At 64.3% G+C, this 15,484-nt stretch carries 13 protein-coding genes, 1 other RNA gene and 1 pseudogene; 7 read left to right on the top strand and 8 right to left on the bottom strand.

The features are described from left to right. The 4 genes and pseudogenes from RT028_RS16625 to RT028_RS16610 form a co-directional block, all read left to right on the top strand. Positions 1-147: pseudogene (locus RT028_RS16625) on the top strand (sulfite exporter TauE/SafE family protein); the annotation flags it as partial. A 105-nt stretch (positions 148-252) separates the two neighbouring features. Then, positions 253-1,635, top strand: a complete 1,383-nt coding sequence (hemN, locus tag RT028_RS16620) for an oxygen-independent coproporphyrinogen III oxidase (protein ID WP_312936211.1) — start codon at positions 253-255, stop codon at positions 1,633-1,635. Positions 1,636-1,916: 281 nt separating this feature from the next. Beyond that, a complete protein-coding gene (gene fnrA, locus RT028_RS16615; RefSeq protein ID WP_312936210.1) occupies positions 1,917-2,651 on the top strand; it encodes a Crp/Fnr family transcriptional regulator FnrA in 735 nt (244 codons plus the stop codon). Between the two features lie 53 nt (positions 2,652-2,704). Continuing rightward, the gene (locus RT028_RS16610) at positions 2,705-3,253 is read left to right on the top strand and encodes an adenine phosphoribosyltransferase (RefSeq protein ID WP_312936209.1); all 549 of its coding nucleotides are present in this window, start codon (positions 2,705-2,707) and stop codon (positions 3,251-3,253) included. A gap of 105 nt (positions 3,254-3,358) precedes the next feature. On the opposite strand, the gene recR is transcribed toward RT028_RS16610, so the two are convergent. The 3 genes from recR to dnaX form a co-directional block, all read right to left on the bottom strand. Next, on the bottom strand, positions 3,359-3,961 hold the full coding sequence (gene recR / locus RT028_RS16605; RefSeq protein ID WP_312936208.1) for a recombination mediator RecR: 603 nt from the start codon (positions 3,959-3,961) through the stop codon (positions 3,359-3,361). A gap of 135 nt (positions 3,962-4,096) precedes the next feature. After that, a complete protein-coding gene (locus tag RT028_RS16600) occupies positions 4,097-4,423 on the bottom strand; it encodes a YbaB/EbfC family nucleoid-associated protein (protein ID WP_312936207.1) in 327 nt (108 codons plus the stop codon). A gap of 63 nt (positions 4,424-4,486) precedes the next feature. Further along, on the bottom strand, positions 4,487-6,799 hold the full coding sequence (gene dnaX / locus RT028_RS16595) for a DNA polymerase III subunit gamma/tau (RefSeq protein ID WP_312936206.1): 2,313 nt from the start codon (positions 6,797-6,799) through the stop codon (positions 4,487-4,489). Between the two features lie 357 nt (positions 6,800-7,156). Between dnaX and RT028_RS16590 the strand changes: the two genes are divergently transcribed. Then, positions 7,157-9,283: a TonB-dependent siderophore receptor gene (locus RT028_RS16590; protein ID WP_409567282.1), complete on the top strand. Its 2,127-nt coding sequence runs from the start codon at positions 7,157-7,159 to the stop codon at positions 9,281-9,283. Positions 9,284-9,586: 303 nt separating this feature from the next. Here the strand turns inward: RT028_RS16590 and RT028_RS16585 are convergent, their stop codons facing one another. Next, positions 9,587-10,477: a hypothetical protein gene (locus RT028_RS16585; protein WP_312936204.1), complete on the bottom strand. Its 891-nt coding sequence runs from the start codon at positions 10,475-10,477 to the stop codon at positions 9,587-9,589. Here RT028_RS16585 and RT028_RS16580 point away from each other — a divergent pair. Next, positions 10,455-10,673 (top strand): hypothetical protein, encoded by a 219-nt coding sequence (locus tag RT028_RS16580; RefSeq protein WP_312936203.1) that lies wholly within the window; start codon positions 10,455-10,457, stop codon positions 10,671-10,673. The genes RT028_RS16585 and RT028_RS16580 overlap by 23 nt on opposite strands. 177 nt (positions 10,674-10,850) lie before the next feature. Here RT028_RS16580 and RT028_RS16575 read toward each other — a convergent pair whose 3' ends face one another. Beyond that, a complete protein-coding gene (locus RT028_RS16575) occupies positions 10,851-11,342 on the bottom strand; it encodes a DUF2938 domain-containing protein (protein ID WP_312936202.1) in 492 nt (163 codons plus the stop codon). An 84-nt stretch (positions 11,343-11,426) separates the two neighbouring features. Here RT028_RS16575 and RT028_RS16570 point away from each other — a divergent pair, with 84 nt between their 5' ends. Continuing rightward, entirely contained in the window at positions 11,427-11,855 is a 429-nt protein-coding gene (locus RT028_RS16570; protein ID WP_312936201.1) for a helix-turn-helix domain-containing protein, read from the top strand. A gap of 82 nt (positions 11,856-11,937) precedes the next feature. Here the strand turns inward: RT028_RS16570 and ffs are convergent. The 3 genes from ffs to zipA all read right to left on the bottom strand — a co-directional run. Then, positions 11,938-12,034, bottom strand: an RNA gene (gene ffs, locus RT028_RS16565) — signal recognition particle sRNA small type. Between the two features lie 122 nt (positions 12,035-12,156). Further along, entirely contained in the window at positions 12,157-14,511 is a 2,355-nt protein-coding gene (gene ligA / locus RT028_RS16560; protein ID WP_312936200.1) for an NAD-dependent DNA ligase LigA, read from the bottom strand. A 98-nt stretch (positions 14,512-14,609) separates the two neighbouring features. Further along, positions 14,610-15,484, bottom strand: an 875-nt coding sequence (gene zipA / locus RT028_RS16555) for a cell division protein ZipA (protein WP_312936199.1), incomplete at its 5' end; no start/stop codon positions are given.

Raw genomic sequence — 15,484 nt, 5'->3', positions numbered from 1 at the left:
GTGTTGCTGGCCACGGGGCTGGCGGCAGAGCGGGTGGCGGCCCTGCTGCGCCGACGCGGCGTGCGCCAGGCTGGCGGGCTGCTGGTGATGCTGTTCGGCCTGTGGACCCTGCCAGGCCCGCACCAGCACTGGCTGATGGGCCACTGATCGACGCTGCGCCGTGACCGGTTTGGCCGTTGATGCAAATCAACATGAGCTCCCCTGTGCAGCCCTAGACTCGGGCCCATGCTGCTTTATCCAGGGACTGCCCTCATGCTCGACGATCTGCGTTGGGACACCGATCTGATCCGCCGCTACGATCTGAGCGGACCCCGCTACACCTCCTACCCCACCGCGCTGCAACTGCACAGCGAAGTGGGCTCGTTCGACCTGCTGCATGCGCTGCGCGAAAGCCGCCGGGCGACGCGCCCGCTGTCGCTGTACGTGCACGTGCCGTTCTGCGCGAACATCTGCTACTACTGCGCCTGCAACAAGGTCATCACCAAGGACCGCGCCCGCGCTCAGCCCTACTTGCAGCGCCTGGAGCAGGAGATCCAGCTGATCGCCTGTCACCTCGACAGCCGCCAGACCGTCGAGCAGCTGCACTTTGGCGGCGGCACGCCGACCTTCCTCAGCCATGTCGAGCTGCGCCAGTTGATGGCCGCGCTGCGCAAGCATTTCACCTTGCTCGATGACGACTCTGGCGACTACGGCATCGAGCTCGACCCGCGCGAAGCCGACTGGTCGACCATGGGCCTGCTGCGCGAGCTGGGCTTCAACCGGGTGAGCCTGGGCGTGCAGGACCTGGACCCTGCCGTCCAGCGCGCGATCAACCGCTTGCAGAGCCTGGAGCAGACCCGCACGCTGATCGAAGCCGCTCGCACCCTGCAGTTCCGCTCGGTCAACCTCGACCTGATCTACGGCCTGCCCAAACAGACCCCAGAGGGTTTTGCCCGCACCGTGGAAGAAATCATCCACCTGCAGCCTGACCGCCTCTCAGTGTTCAACTACGCGCACCTGCCCGAGCGCTTCATGCCGCAGCGGCGCATCGACAGCAGCGACCTGCCGGCGCCGGCCGCCAAGCTGGAGATGCTGCGCAACACCATCGAACAGCTGACCAACGCCGGTTACCGCTACATCGGCATGGACCACTTTGCCCTGCCCGACGACGAGCTGGCCATCGCCCAGGAAGAAGGCACCCTGCAGCGCAACTTCCAGGGCTACACCACCCATGGGCATTGCGACCTGATCGGCCTGGGCGTCTCGGCGATCAGCCAGATCGGTGACCTGTACAGCCAGAACAGCAGTGACCTGAATACCTATCAGCAGAGCCTGTCCAGCGCCCAGCTGGCGACCCAGCGCGGCCTGGTATGCAACCGTGACGACCGCGTGCGTCGCGCGGTGATCCAACAGTTGATCTGCCACTTCGAGCTGGACTTCGAGCAGATCGAGGCGGCCTTCAGCATCGATTTTCGCGGCTACTTCGCTGCCGAATGGCCGGCATTGCAGTGTTTGCAGCGCGATGGCCTGATCACGCTGGACAGCCAGGGCATCCGCGTGCTGCCAGCGGGGCGGCTGCTGGTGCGCTCGGTGTGCATGGTGTTCGATGCGTACCTGGCGCAACACTCGCAACAACGCTTCTCGCGGGTGATCTGACCTGCCCCTACAACCTCATGGCCTGTGCGAAAAATCGGAAGATAGCGATGAAGTGCGGCTTTTCAGGCGCCCATTGTTCATCGTCGCTAGCGCAATTTCGTACAGCGTTTGGCAGGCAAGGACAGCCTGCTGCGAGGCTTGTAGCGTGAAACCGGGTCTACCCAGGCACCGACCGGTGCCGACCAAAGTCGCGGCGCACCTTAAAAGCGCACGCTGGCTACCGCACACCTCGTAAGGTACCCTTACGGCTTATGTGTGCTTTTCCACAAGGATCGAAAGAAATGTCCGAGCCAGTCAAACTGCGCCCCCACAATCAGGCCCACTGCAAGGATTGCAGTCTGGCGCCACTGTGCCTGCCCCTGTCCCTGAACCTGGAAGACATGGATGCACTGGATGAAATCGTGAAGCGGGGTCGCCCGTTGAAAAAAGGCGAGTTCCTGTTCCGCCAGGGGGACAACTTTGGCTCGGTGTATGCCGTGCGTTCGGGCGCGCTGAAAACCTTCAGCCTGAGCGACAGCGGCGAGGAGCAGATCACCGGCTTCCACCTGCCCAGCGAACTGGTGGGCTTGTCGGGCATGGACACCGAGGCCTATCCGGTGTCGGCGCAGGCGCAGGAAACCACCTCGGTGTGCGAAATCCCCTTCGAGCGCCTCGACGAGTTGTCCGTGCAACTGCCGCAGTTGCGCCGTCAGCTGATGCGGGTGATGAGCCGGGAAATCCGCGATGACCAGCAGATGATGCTGCTGCTGTCGAAAAAGACCGCCGATGAGCGCATCGCCACCTTCCTGGTCAATCTGTCGGCGCGCTTCCGCGCACGGGGTTACTCGGCCAATCAGTTCCGCCTGAGCATGTCGCGCAACGAGATCGGCAACTACCTGGGCCTGGCGGTGGAAACCGTGTCCCGCGTGTTTACCCGTTTCCAGCAAAATGGCTTGCTCAAGGCCGAGGGCAAGGAAGTGCATATCCTCGACCCGATCCAGCTGTGCGCCTTGGCCGGCGGCTCGATCGACGCCTGACCTCTGGGGGAAGTAGGTATACTGGCGGCCAGTTTTCCCAGGATACCCGCCCCATGCACAGCGACACCTTCAACCTCAAGACCCTGATCCGCCCGGTTCCGAACTTCCCCAAACCGGGTGTGATCTTCCGCGACATCACCCCGCTGTTCCAGTCGCCCCGGGCCTTGCGCTACGTGGCTGACCAGTTCATCGAGCGCTATGTCGAAGCGCCCTTCAGCCACATCGGCGCCATGGATGCGCGGGGCTTTCTGATCGGCTCGATCATCGCCCACCAGTTGAACAAACCCCTGATCCTGTTCCGCAAGCAAGGCAAGCTGCCGGCTGACGTGCTGTCGGAGGGCTACCAGACCGAGTACGGCGAAGCCTTCCTGGAAGTGCACGCCGACAGCCTGTGCGAGGGTGATTCGGTGGTGATCTTCGATGACCTGATCGCGACCGGCGGCACCTTGCTGGCCGCCACCCAGCTGATCCGCCGCACCGGCGCCCAGGTGTTCGAGGCCGCCGCGATCATCGACCTGCCCGAGCTGCAAGGCTCACAACGCCTGCAAGACACCGGCGTGCCGACCTTCTGCCTGACCGAGTTTTCGCTGGCCGAGTACTGAGTCGACTGCTGGAACAGCGTCAGTGGCGAACCTGCACAGTTCAAGCGGCTTCAGCCGCGCTGGCCGGCGCCGCCGGCCTGATCCAGGCACTGGATAAGTCGCCGTTCAGTAAGCCACCGGCCGGCGCCCAGCGAAAGCATGCGCCAGGGTGCCACCATCGACCAGTTCCAGTTCCCCACCCAGCGGCACCCCGTGGGCGATGCGCGTGGCGCTGATGTTCTTTTCGGCCAGTAGCTGCGCGATGTAGTGGGCAGTCGCCTCGCCTTCCACGGTCGGGTTGGTGGCCAGGATCACTTCGGTGAACGTGCCCTGCGCCTCGATCAACGCCATCAACTGCGGAATGCCAATGGCATCGGGGCCCAGGCCGTCCAGGGGTGACAGGTGGCCCTTGAGCACGAAGTAGCGGCCGCGATAACCCGCCTGATCGACGGCAAACATGTCCATCGGCCCTTCCACTACGCACAGCTGGGTGTCGTCACGGCGCGGGTCGGCGCATTGCGGGCAGAGGTCCTGCTCGGTGAGGGTGCGGCACTGGCGGCAATGACCCACGCCTTCCATGGCCTGGGTCAGCGCCTGGGCCAGGCGCAAACCGCCGCTGCGGTCGCGCTCGAGCAATTGCAGGGCCATGCGCTGCGCAGTTTTCTGACCCACGCCCGGCAGAATGCGCAGGGCGTCGATCAATTGACGGATCAAGGGGCTGAAGCTCATGGGCAAACCTGCTGTGAACGGGGTGACATAACGAACAAGGGAGCAGCAACCGCGTGGTTGCCACTCCCTTTCAAACCTAGGTTCTGCCTGAAGAGCCTTCGCTCAACACCTTTCGGACAGAACCTGGAGCGCGGATCAGAACGGCATCTTGAACCCGGGCGGCAGTTGCATTCCGGCGGTCATGCCGCTCATCTGCTCTTTGCTGTTCTGCTCGATCTTGCGCACGGCATCGTTGACCGCAGCGGCGATCAGGTCTTCGAGCACTTCCTTGTCTTCCTGCATCAGGCTGTCATCCAGGCTGATGCGCTTGACGTCATGGCGACCGGTCATCATCACGCTGACCAGGCCTGCGCCCGACTGCCCGGTGACTTCTGCCTTGGCCAGCTCTTCCTGGGCCTTGGCCATTTTTTCCTGCATCTGCTGGGCCTGCTTCATCAGGCCAGCCATGCCACCTTTCATCATGGGAAATACCTCGCGTGGGTCGTTTGATGCCGTCCGGCCTGGGCCGGACGCATGGTTATTCGTTCATTGGCCCTGGCTGACCAGGGCCTCTACTGGCTCAATAGTATCCTGCCTGACGGAGGCGCCAAACCGTTGGATCATCTGCTGGATGAGCGGGTCGTGTTCGATCGACGCTTCGGCCTCATGCTGGCGCTCGGCGCGTTTGCGCGCTGCCGCCTGGGCGGGGGTTTCCTGCTCCGGGCGCACCAGTTCGATGCTCAGGCTGATGGTACGCCCCAGGTGCTGGTTCAGCGCTTCGTTCAGCCGCCGCTGCTGCGTGGTGTTGAACAGCGCGCCTTGCGCCGGGTCCAGGTGCAGCAGCCAGTGGTTGCCCTCGGTCGAAATCAGCGTGCAGTTCGCCGCGATGTTGCCCGTCATACCCGAGACCGGCAGCGCGGGGAATAATTCCAGCCATTGCAACGCCAGGCCGGTGGCCGGCATGGCTGCCAGCGACGGCTCGGCGGGTGGCGTGGCCTCGGCTTCCTGCACGTGTTCGGCCAGCTCGTCCAGATAGCTGAACGACACGGGATCGGCCGGGGGTGATTCGTAATCGTCGTCGAGCGGTGCGTCGTCGTCGCGCTCCATACCGGCCGAGGCATAAGCCGAGGGGTCGAAGGGCGGTGCGTCATCGTCGTAATCGGGCGGCGTTTCGCGGGCAGCTCTGCTGACCGGCGCGGGGGCTGACGGCGCCGCAACCGGCTGCACGGGGGCCGAGCGCACGGGGGTAGCGGTAGCCGTTTCCCAGGGCAGATCGATGGGTGCATCGGGCGACACGTAGGCTGAAGCGGGTGGTGGCTTTTGTTCGGGCGCTGATGGCTCTTGTTCAGCCGCTGATGGCGCTTGTTCAGCCGCTGAAGGCGCTTGTTCACGCGTTGAGGGCTGTTGTTCAGCCGCTGAAGGCGCTTGCTGAAGCGCTGAGTGGGCATGTTCACGCGCCGAGGGCTCATGTTCACGCGCTGAAGGTGCTGACTCACGCGCCGAGGGCGGTGGGTCAAGCTTGCCAGGTGCCGAGGGCTGTGGCTCAGCGTCAGACGCCAGCCGCTCACCAGGCATGGCCGCAGGCCGATAGGCTGGCAGCTCGGCGACGGGCGCTGCAGGCGCGAGTGTGGCCACGGCCGCGGGCGTGGGCGTGGGGTCGACAGCAAGGGTGGGCGCCGCTGCCACCGGTTTTGGGGAATCAGCTGTGGCCTGGCTGATCCCCAAGGGCTTTGGTGATGAGTGTTTCAGCTCGGCACCGGGCGCGTCGTCGGCGTCAGCCGGTCGGAAGGCCAGCATGCGCAGCAGGACCATCTCGAAGCCGCCTCGCGGCTCCGGCGCCAACGGCAAGTCGCGCCGGCCAATCAGGCCCATCTGGTAATAGAACTGCACGTCTTCGGCGGGCAGCGCCTGGGCCAAGGCCAATACCCGCTCGCGGTCGCCCTGGCCGTTGTCGACCGCCTCGGGCAAGGCCTGGGCAATGGCCACGCGGTGCAGCACGTTGAGCATTTCCGCCAGCACGCCGCCCCAGTCCGGGCCCTGTTCGGCCAGGTCACGCACGGCATCGAGCAGTGCCCGCGCATCACCGGCCAGCAGCGCCTCGAGCACGCCGTAGACCTGCCCGTGGTCGAGCGTCCCGAGCATGGCGCGCACATCGGCGGCCAGGACCTTGCCCTCGCCAAACACGATGGCCTGATCGGTCAGGCTCATGGCATCGCGCATCGAGCCGTCGGCGGCGCGGCCGAGCAACCACAGGGCGTCGTCCTCGAACGGTACATTCTCGGCGCCCAATACATGCGCCAGGTGCTCGACCACGCGCTCGGGCGTCATGTTCTTCAGCGAGAACTGCAGGCAGCGCGACAGGATCGTGGCGGGCAGCTTCTGCGGATCGGTGGTGGCGAGGATGAACTTGACGTAGGGCGGCGGCTCTTCGAGGGTCTTGAGCAGCGCGTTGAACGAGTGGCTGGACAGCATGTGCACTTCGTCGATCAGGTAGACCTTGAAGCGCCCACGGCTTGGCGCGTACTGCACGTTGTCGAGCAGTTCGCGGGTGTCTTCGACCTTGGTGCGGCTGGCGGCGTCGATCTCGATGAGGTCGACGAAGCGGCCCTCGTCGATCTCGCGGCAGACCGAGCAGGTGCCGCAGGGCGTGGAGGTGATGCCGGTTTCACAGTTCAGGCACTTGGCGATGATGCGCGCGATGGTGGTCTTGCCGACGCCACGTGTACCGGTGAACAGGTAGGCATGGTGCAGGCGCTGGTTGTCGAGCGCATTGATCAATGCCTTGAGCACGTGCGCCTGGCCGACCATTTCGCGGAACGAGCGCGGACGCCATTTACGTGCAAGGACCTGATAACTCATGAAAAACGTCACAACCTGAGCGAGCGAAGAGCGCTAATGCTAGCGGAGAGACGGAAGAATTGCACCTTGCCTGGGGGGTTGTCGCCTGTATCTGAGCGTTAGGTTCATTGGGCATGTAGGAAAAGAGGTCAACCATGTGTCGATAATACGACTGCAAATGTGAAATATTTCTATTTACATAATTTTCACAAACACATAGCCTTTTACCAGCACTGACGGTCAAGTGCCCTGCCGAAACGGATTTCCTCCCCTAACAAAACGCCGCATTACCGCGCCTGCAGAGGCTGCGGTCCGACTGGGCTGTGCCCGAGGATTGTTCCGAGCATGAACCGTTTCCCCCTGCGCCGCCTGGCGTTGATGATCTCCCTGGCCAGCGCCAGTTCCCTGACCCACGCTGCCAACGAGATCGAACTGCCGGTCAGCAACGTGACTGCCGATGCCAACAGCCTGAAGAACCAGGCCACGACCGAGGGCACTCGGTCTTACACCACCGGTGCCATGGGCACCTCGGCCGGTCTGCCACTGTCGATCCGCGAAACGCCCCAGTCGGTGAGCGTGATCACCCGCCAGCGGATCGAAGACCAGGGCATCCAGGATCTGGACGACGTGGTCAGGTACGCGCCTGGCGTCACCCTGCGCAAGTTCGGCTCGGACCGCCAGGAGTTCCTGGCCCGGGGTTTCCGCATCGACAACCTGATGTTCGACGGCCTGCCAACCTCGGTCGGCACCTTCACCCTCGACACCATGGCCTCGCCGGACATGGCGATCTATGACCGGATCGAAGTGGTCCGCGGCGCCACCGGCCTGATGACCGGTGCGGGCGATCCATCGGCCACCCTCAACCTGATTCGCAAGCGCCCCACCGACACGCCACAAGTGAGTGTGACCACCAGCGCTGGCAGCTGGGACCGCTACCGGACCGAGGTCGATGCCTCCAACCGTTTGAACAGCAGCGGCACATTGCGCGGCCGTGCGGTGGCCGCCTATGAAGACGGCCACAGCTTCGAAGATGTGCGCGAGAACAAGCGCCAGACGTTCTACGGCGTTCTGGAAGCGGACCTGAACGATGCCACCACCGTGACCGTGGGCGCCTCCAAGCAACGTCAGGACAAGACCTCCAACTGGGGCGGCCTGCCCAGCGGCCCGAATGGCGAGAATCTGGGGCTGTCGCGCTCGAGCTTCACATCGGGCAAATGGGCGTACTGGGACCAGGACAACTACACGCTGTTCGGCGACCTCACCCACACCTTCAACAATGGCTGGAAGGCCAAGTTCGCCGCGCAGAAGATGTGGAACGAGTCGGATACGTTCTCGAACTACTTCGGCTCGATGAACCCGACCTACGCCTACACCTCGGTCAGCGACCTGGGCACTGCCTCCGGCCACTACCTCACCGATGATGACCTGCTCAATCTCGACGCATCGCTGAGCGGCGCGTTCCAGGCCTTTGGCCGTGAACATGAGTTCCAGGCAGGCGTCAGCAAGCGTCACGAGGATTACCATATCCGCGGTGGCTATTCGGGCCTGACCCCGGTCGACGTCTACAATTTCGACCCTGGCAGTGTGCAGAAGCCTTCTGATGGAAGCCTCAGCCCCTATGCCAATAAAACGAACACCACCGAAAAGGCCGGCTATGCCGTTGTACGCCTCAACCCGATCGACCCACTGCATGTGATCCTCGGCGGTCGCGTGAGCTGGTACGAGTTCGAGAACGAGACCTACGGCAACGGCTACAAGGCGACTCGCGAATTCACCCCGTACGCCGGCGTGATCTACGACCTGAACGACACCTACTCGGCCTACGCCAGCTACACCGAGATCTACAAGCCGCAGGACACCCAGGATTCCTCCGGCAGCGTGCTGGAGCCCACGACCGGCGAAAGCTATGAGATCGGCCTCAAGGGCGAGTACTTCAATGGGGGTCTGAACGCGTCCGTGGCACTGTTCGACATGACCCAACAGAACCGGCCTTATCTGCTGTCGGCCGACGTATCAGGCTGCGCACCACCACACTCGTGCTATGACGCCGCCGGCGAGGTTCGTAGCCGCGGTATCGATACCGAGATCAGCGGTGCGTTGACCCCGGACTGGAACTTCTCGGCGTCTTACGTCTATGTGCTGAGCGAATACAGCAAGGACGACACCTACCAGGGCAAACGCTTCGCCCCCGAACAGCCCAAGCATCTGTTCAAGGCGGCGACCACCTACAACCTCACGGGCGATCTGAGCAAGTTCCGCGTTGGCGCAGACGTCTTCGCCCAGAGCGAAACCTACTACCGCGTCGGCACCGGCCACTCGACCCAGGACAGCTACGCCATCCTTGGCCTGATGGCCGGCTACCGCTTCGACGAGCACTGGGACGGCCGCGTCAACCTCAACAACCTGACCGACGAGAAATACTGGCAGGGCATTCCCAACGGCACCGGCAACGGCACCTACGGCGACCCGCGCAACGTGATGTTCAGCTTGAAGTGGACGCTCTGACGTCCGCATCGCAACGCTCCGGCCGTTGACCACGACGCCAGCCTCCGTGCTGGCGTTGTGCGTTTGAGCTCAGTGACGAAATGGCCAGCGGCACGCTGTGCCGGACCTTCACTTGAGCATCGACCTGCACCGCACTCGTTGCACCGTCCAGACAGCCTTGCAGCCATGCCGTGCCGCGCATGGGTGGGCTCGATTGTGGCGGTAGGCCAAAGGCCGGCCCTTGCCCTCTGGCTTGTCCAGCGGGGGCATCCGCCCAGACTGCCCTCCCCCGAGCTCGCACGCCCTGCATCAAGCCCTGCCGCCTCAGCCGCCAGGCCTGATCACCGCATCGATGACATGCTCGCGCTGCAACTGCTCAACGTCAAAGAACCCCAGGTCGTCGATGTCGATCCGATCCAGCGCCTCGATGAATGACGGCGAAGCGCCCACTCGTTTCAGCGCCTTGGCGAAATCGCCGGCAACATCAGCGGCGCCACTGACCGCGTAACCATTGACTGCAGAGCGGTAGAAGCCCAAGCGGCCCTGCTCGCCCAGATAACGTTCCTTGCCGGCCAGAAACACGAGGACGCAGGCGCGGGCGCAGGTCGCATCGGTATAGGTGCTGAGCCGGCGTTGCTCGATCAGCCCTGCCAGCCGCTTCGCCTCACCCACCCGCCCACCCGGGCTGTCGAGACGGATGACCTGCACGCCAGGATTGGCGGCAAGCGCCTTGCCGACCGCGTCGCTCACGCCCATCCGCAGACCGCCCGCCAGCGCCAGCTCGGTGCCATTGCCCATGAGCCGCAATGAATACTCAGGCACCTCGTCGATGCCGCGCACAAGGCTGATGCCCTCGCGCACGATCGGCACGCTGTTGACCGCCCCAGGCACCAACCAACCCAGCGTCGCGAGCACCACCACCGTCATCGCCAGCACGGCCTGCAGCGGCTCCCCACCGTGGCTCTTGTGCGCCCGCGCCGACCGCCATACGCCGACCAGTATCCAGATCGCCACCAGCGGACGCAGCAGGTAGAACGCCAGCATCAAGGCGCCTTGAGCACGCAGCCCCCAGCCCTGCGCCTCGCTCATCTCGCGCGTGGCGGAGCCCGCGATCGTCAGGACCAGGGAAAGGCCCACGGCAATCCGCCAGCAGGCAACACGCAGCGGGTACTCGCCGCGCCAGTGCCTGAGGATGAAGTTGCGCGAGGCGGGCACGGGAACAACCCGATGTGCCGGTTTTGCCGGGATCTGGAATGAAGCACGCAGCTCCACCGGTGGTGGCCGTCCGCTGGCAGGCGCCGAAGTGGCGATGCTCGATGGCGCTGGCGTGGATCCAGGGACCATCGCCCCTCTGCAACTGCCACACCTCTGGGCCAGCAGCTGGTTTTCCACGCCGCAGCGCGGGCAGTGAAGCGAATCCTTCATGTGACATCCCTGAGCATGCACAGCGGCGCGCGGGAGCACGCCCTGTGGTTGAAAAGGTCCAGCGCGATTGGCTCGATCCCACGCTGGCCGGTAGTGAGTCTGACGTAGACCCTGGAACTGCAGGCAGATTCCCGGCACGATCGATCAAGCCCTGGCACACCGCTCAGCCCATCAACGCCCTCGCCCATCCCGCCCCGTACAAGCCCAACCCGAACACGCCATGCGTCGCCAGGCTGCGCAGGCACCCCCTTGCGGGAGCCGGCGTGCGCCGGGCAAACACGCCTGCGCCCATGGCCGGCTGCATCACCAGCAGCGGCAGCAGCACCGTGGCCAGGGCAAAGCCCAGCGCCGGCAGCAGCGTGGGCGCAGCCAGCCACGGCGCACCTGCCCACAGCGTGAACACAGCGGCGAAGACGATGCCGATGGCATAGTGCGCGAACCACCCCAGCGCCCGTTCCCAGGCAATCGGCGGCGCCTTGCCGATCGCCGCATGGCGCCACCTGCCACGCCCCAGATGCCCGAGCCAGCGCCCCAACAGCGCATAGTCCAGCGTGCGCACGCCCAGGCGCTTGAGCAGCAGCGTCCAGCCGTCCATGACCAGGGTGGCGCCAACGCCGAGCGCCAGGCTCGTATCGATGAAGGTGGTGATGTGCATGGTTCAGCCCTCTGCAGATTGACGTGATTCAGCCTGCCGGGCAGCCTACGAGTTGAAGTCGACTTCAAGTCAAGGGGTGTGTTCATGGATATCGCCGATGTCGCCCGCCAGACGGGCGTGCCTGCATCGACACTGCGCTACTACGCCAGCAAGGGCCTCATTACCGTCCTCTCCAGCCACGGTCAGCGTCGCCAGTTCGGCCCCGACGTGGTGCAGCGCCTGGCGCTGATCGCCCTTGGTCAGGCAGCAGGGTTCTCGCTGGATGAGGTAATGGCGATGTTCACAGGAGGCCGCGTGGACCGGGCGTTGCTGATCGAAAAGGCGAGCGAGATCGACGCGCGGATCAGGCGCTTGCAGGCGATGAGCAAGGGGTTGCGGCATGCGGCGCAGTGTCCGCACGAGGATCATCTGGCGTGCGAGACCTTTCAGCGTCTGATGAAGGCTGCGGCGGGAACCGGGCGCAAGGCAAGCAAGCGAAAACCACCGACAGCGGCGACGGCAGGAAACGGCTGATCAGGAGGGCAAACGGTGAGGGGTCACCGAGACTGCAACGTATTGGAGCCAGAAGATTTTCCGACCCCTGAAATGGAGGCAGCCCCACCAGCCACACCCCGGCACACAATGTTCCCGCTGTGGCTGCTTCCTTCCGGATCTGACCAGGTTCACGGGTAATCGTTGCGGGGGGACCGGTAGGGCCACCACTAACGCGATCCGTCAGCTGACGGACCGCGCCATTGTACCGTCACACAGGGAAGTTACAACCTCTGTGTGAAGAAAAAACCATCATTTCTCAATGACTTGTCTTCACGGCGGGTCAAACGCCGATTCCATGCCCGGCCAGGAAGCTGATGAACTGGTCCTCATCGAGCACCTTCAGCCCGAGTTCATTGGCCTTGGTCAGCTTGGAGCCGGCGCCGGGACCGGCCACGACGCACTGGGTCTTGCCGGACACCGATCCGGCGACCTTGGCCCCCAGCCCTTCCAGATGCTCCTTGGCGATGTCACGACTCATGCGTTCCAGGCTGCCGGTGAGCACCCAGGTCTGCCCGGCCAGCGGCAAGCCTTCGGCGGTTTTCTTCTCGCAGCTCCAATGCATGCCGAAGTCGAGCAGTTGCGCTTCGATGGCGCGGGCCAGTTGCTGGTTCTCCTCGGATTGGAAGAATGCTCTTACTGCGTCGGCCGGCTTGGCTGATAGCGCCTGGCGCAGGTCGATGCCGTCGGCCGCGATGATCGCCTCCAGGCTACCGAGCCTGGACACCAGTTTCTCTGCGCCGGTAGGGCCCACCGAAGGAATGTCGAGTTTGGCGATCAGGCCAGCCAGGGTAGTGCTGGCGGCGAACTCGGCGGCCAGCTCGCCTTCTTCCTGCAGGTGCATGCCGCTGTCGAGCAGCTGCGCAATGACTTCGCGGTTGTGCTCGGCCTCGAAGAAGTTGTGGATCTCATGCGCCACTTCCAGGCCGATGTCCGGCAGGTACGTGAGCACCTGCGGCAAGGCCACCTGTACCCGGGCCAGGCTGCCCAGCGAACGGGCCAGCACCTTGGCGGTTTCTTCGCCGACATCGGGAATGCCCAGGGCATAGATGAAACGCGCCAGGGTCGGACGCTGGCTGGCCTGGATCGCATCCAGCAGCTTGTTGCTGGAGATTTCGGCGAAGCCTTCAAGGCCGACGATCTGCTCGTACGCCAGCCTGTAGAGATCGGCCGGCGAGCGGATCAGGCCTTCGTCGACCAGTTGCTCGACGCTCTTCTCGCCGATGCCGTCGATGTCCATGGCCCGGCGCGACACGTAATGGATGATCGCCTGCTTCAATTGCGCCGCGCAGCTCAGGCGCCCCACGCAGCGGTACACCGCGCCTTCGCTGACCGTGGCCTTGCCCTTGCTGCGCTTGACCAGCTGCGTGCGCTCCACAGGCGAGCCACACACCGGGCACTGGCTGGGGATCTGCACGGCGCGGGCGTTGTCAGGACGGCGCTCGAGCACCACCTGCATGACCTGGGGAATCACATCGCCGGCACGGCGGATGATCACCGTGTCGCCCACGTGCACATCGAGCCGGGCGATTTCATCCATGTTGTGCAGGGTGGCGTTGGACACGGTCACACCGGCCACTTTCACCGGACGCAAGCGTGCCACGGGCGTCACCGCGCCGGTGCGGCCGACCTGGAACTCGACGTCGAGCACCTCGGTGAGTTCTTCCATCGCCGGAAACTTGTGCGCGATCGCCCAGCGCGGCTCACGGGCGCGGAAGCCCAATTCGCGCTGAGAGGCCAGGCTGTTGACCTTGAACACCACACCGTCGATTTCATAGGGCAAGGCGTTACGCCGCTCCCCGATGTCGTGGTAGTAGGCCAGGCAGGCTTCGATACCCGCAGCGTGGCGCAGCTCGCGGCTGATCGGCAGGCCCCAGGTCTTGAGCTTCTCGAGCGTATCGATATGGCTGGTGGCGACCGGCGCGGAGGTCTGGCCGACGCCATAGCAGCAGAATTCCAGAGGCCGGTTGGCGGTGATCTTCGAGTCCAGCTGGCGCAGGCTGCCGGCAGCGGCGTTGCGCGGGTTGGCAAAGGTTTTGCCGCCCGCCTCGGCCTGCGCAGCGTTGAGCCGCTCGAACCCGGCCTTGCTCATGAACACTTCGCCGCGCACTTCCAGCTCATCAGGCCAGCCGCTGCCCTGCAGCTTCAAGGGCACGTTGCGGATGGTACGCACGTTGGTACTGATGTCTTCGCCGGTGGTGCCGTCGCCGCGCGTGGCGCCCTGCACCAGTTGGCCATCACGGTAGAGCAGGCTCACCGCCAGGCCATCGAGTTTCGGCTCGCAGCTGTAGTCCACTGCCGCGCCGTCATCGAGCAGATCGGCGGCGGGCAGGTCGAGCCCTTCGGTGACGCGACGGCCGAATTCGCGCAGGTCGGCCTCTTCAAAAGCGTTGCCCAGGCTCAGCATTGGCACGGCATGGCGAACCTGATCGAACGCCGCCAAGGCCGTACCGCCGACGCGCTGGGTCGGTGAGTCTGGCGTGACCAGGTGCGGGTTCTCGGCCTCCAAGGCCTTGAGCTCGTTGAACAGGCGGTCGTATTCAGCATCGGGCACGCTGGGCTCATCGAGCACGTAATAGCGGTAGTTGTGCTGGTCGAGTTCGGCGCGCAGTTGGTGAATCCGGGTTTCGGCGGTCATGGCGTGTGTTCTCTTCAACGCAAAAGAGCAGCCGGGGCTGCTCTTTCGTTTCATTCCTCGCGGGCAGGATCAGGTGCTGACCCGCTCGGTGGGTGGCTTCAGCGTTTCTGGGTCAGGGCGCGGCGCTCGTATTCGACGATGCGCTGGCGGTAATGCTCGATGGTCTGTGCGGTCAACACGCTGCGCTGGTCGTCCTTGAGCTCGCCGTCGAGTTCATGGGCAAGCTTGCGCGCGGCAGCCACCATCACATCGAAGGCCTGCTTGGGATGACGCGGGCCCGGCAAACCGAGGAAGAAGCTCACCGCACGGGTGCTGAAATGGTCGATATCGTCCAGATCGAAGATCCCCGGCTTGACCGCATTGGCCATCGAGAACAGCACTTCACCGTGGCCGGCCATGCTTTCGTGGCGGTGGAAGATGTCCATGTCGCCGAAACGCAGGCCGCTTTCCAGGATGTTCTGCAGCAGCGCAGGGCCTTTGAACCCACCCGGGTCGCGGGAAATCACACTGATCACCAGCACTTCGTCAGCCGGCTGCACGTTCTTGACCACATTGCCCGACGCGGCGAAACCGGACTGGCGGCCGTGGTCTTCGTTGTAGTCCTCGTCGCTGGCGCTGAACACTTCAGGTTCACGCTGTTCGCGTGGCTCTGCGGCCAGTGGCGATTCGCTCGGCTGCGGTTCAACGCGCTTGGCACGCTTGGCCGCCTTGACCGGCTGCACGTCGCGGTCTCGGCCCGATGCGCTCATCGAGGGCAGATCGTCTTCGTCCAGCTCAGGTTCTTTGTGTGTGTCGAGCACACGTGACGGGCCGAGCACCTCGGCGCCGCCCTCTTCGTCCTGGGCGGCGGAATAGCTGCGGTCCAGACGGAATTTCAGACGGCCCTTGCCGCCGCGCATGCGCCGCCAGCCGTCGAAGAGAATGCCGGCAATGACAATGATGCCGATAAGGATCAGCCACTCGCGCAGACCGA

Source organism: Pseudomonas sp., assembly GCF_032058845.1.
Taxonomy (GTDB): Bacteria; Pseudomonadota; Gammaproteobacteria; order Pseudomonadales; family Pseudomonadaceae; genus Aquipseudomonas.
The sequence above is the reverse complement of the archived record's forward strand: the minus strand, read 5'-3'. Positions and strand labels throughout refer to the sequence as shown.

Excerpts from the sequence above, each read along its gene's own strand:
- RT028_RS16610 (WP_312936209.1), top strand. The coding sequence starts at position 2,705 with ATGCACAGCGACACCTTCAACCTCAAGACCCTGATCCGCCCGGTTCCG.
- RT028_RS16570 (WP_312936201.1), top strand. The coding sequence starts at position 11,427 with ATGGATATCGCCGATGTCGCCCGCCAGACGGGCGTGCCTGCATCGACA.
- RT028_RS16580 (WP_312936203.1), top strand. The coding sequence starts at position 10,455 with ATGAAGTTGCGCGAGGCGGGCACGGGAACAACCCGATGTGCCGGTTTT.
- RT028_RS16600 (WP_312936207.1), bottom strand. The coding sequence starts at position 4,423 with ATGATGAAAGGTGGCATGGCTGGCCTGATGAAGCAGGCCCAGCAGATG.
- ligA (WP_312936200.1), bottom strand. The coding sequence starts at position 14,511 with ATGACCGCCGAAACCCGGATTCACCAACTGCGCGCCGAACTCGACCAG.
- fnrA (WP_312936210.1), top strand. The coding sequence starts at position 1,917 with ATGTCCGAGCCAGTCAAACTGCGCCCCCACAATCAGGCCCACTGCAAG.
- hemN (WP_312936211.1), top strand. The coding sequence starts at position 253 with ATGCTCGACGATCTGCGTTGGGACACCGATCTGATCCGCCGCTACGAT.
- recR (WP_312936208.1), bottom strand. The coding sequence starts at position 3,961 with ATGAGCTTCAGCCCCTTGATCCGTCAATTGATCGACGCCCTGCGCATT.
- RT028_RS16575 (WP_312936202.1), bottom strand. The coding sequence starts at position 11,342 with ATGCACATCACCACCTTCATCGATACGAGCCTGGCGCTCGGCGTTGGC.
- dnaX (WP_312936206.1), bottom strand. The coding sequence starts at position 6,799 with ATGAGTTATCAGGTCCTTGCACGTAAATGGCGTCCGCGCTCGTTCCGC.
- RT028_RS16590 (WP_409567282.1), top strand. The coding sequence starts at position 7,157 with ATGATCTCCCTGGCCAGCGCCAGTTCCCTGACCCACGCTGCCAACGAG.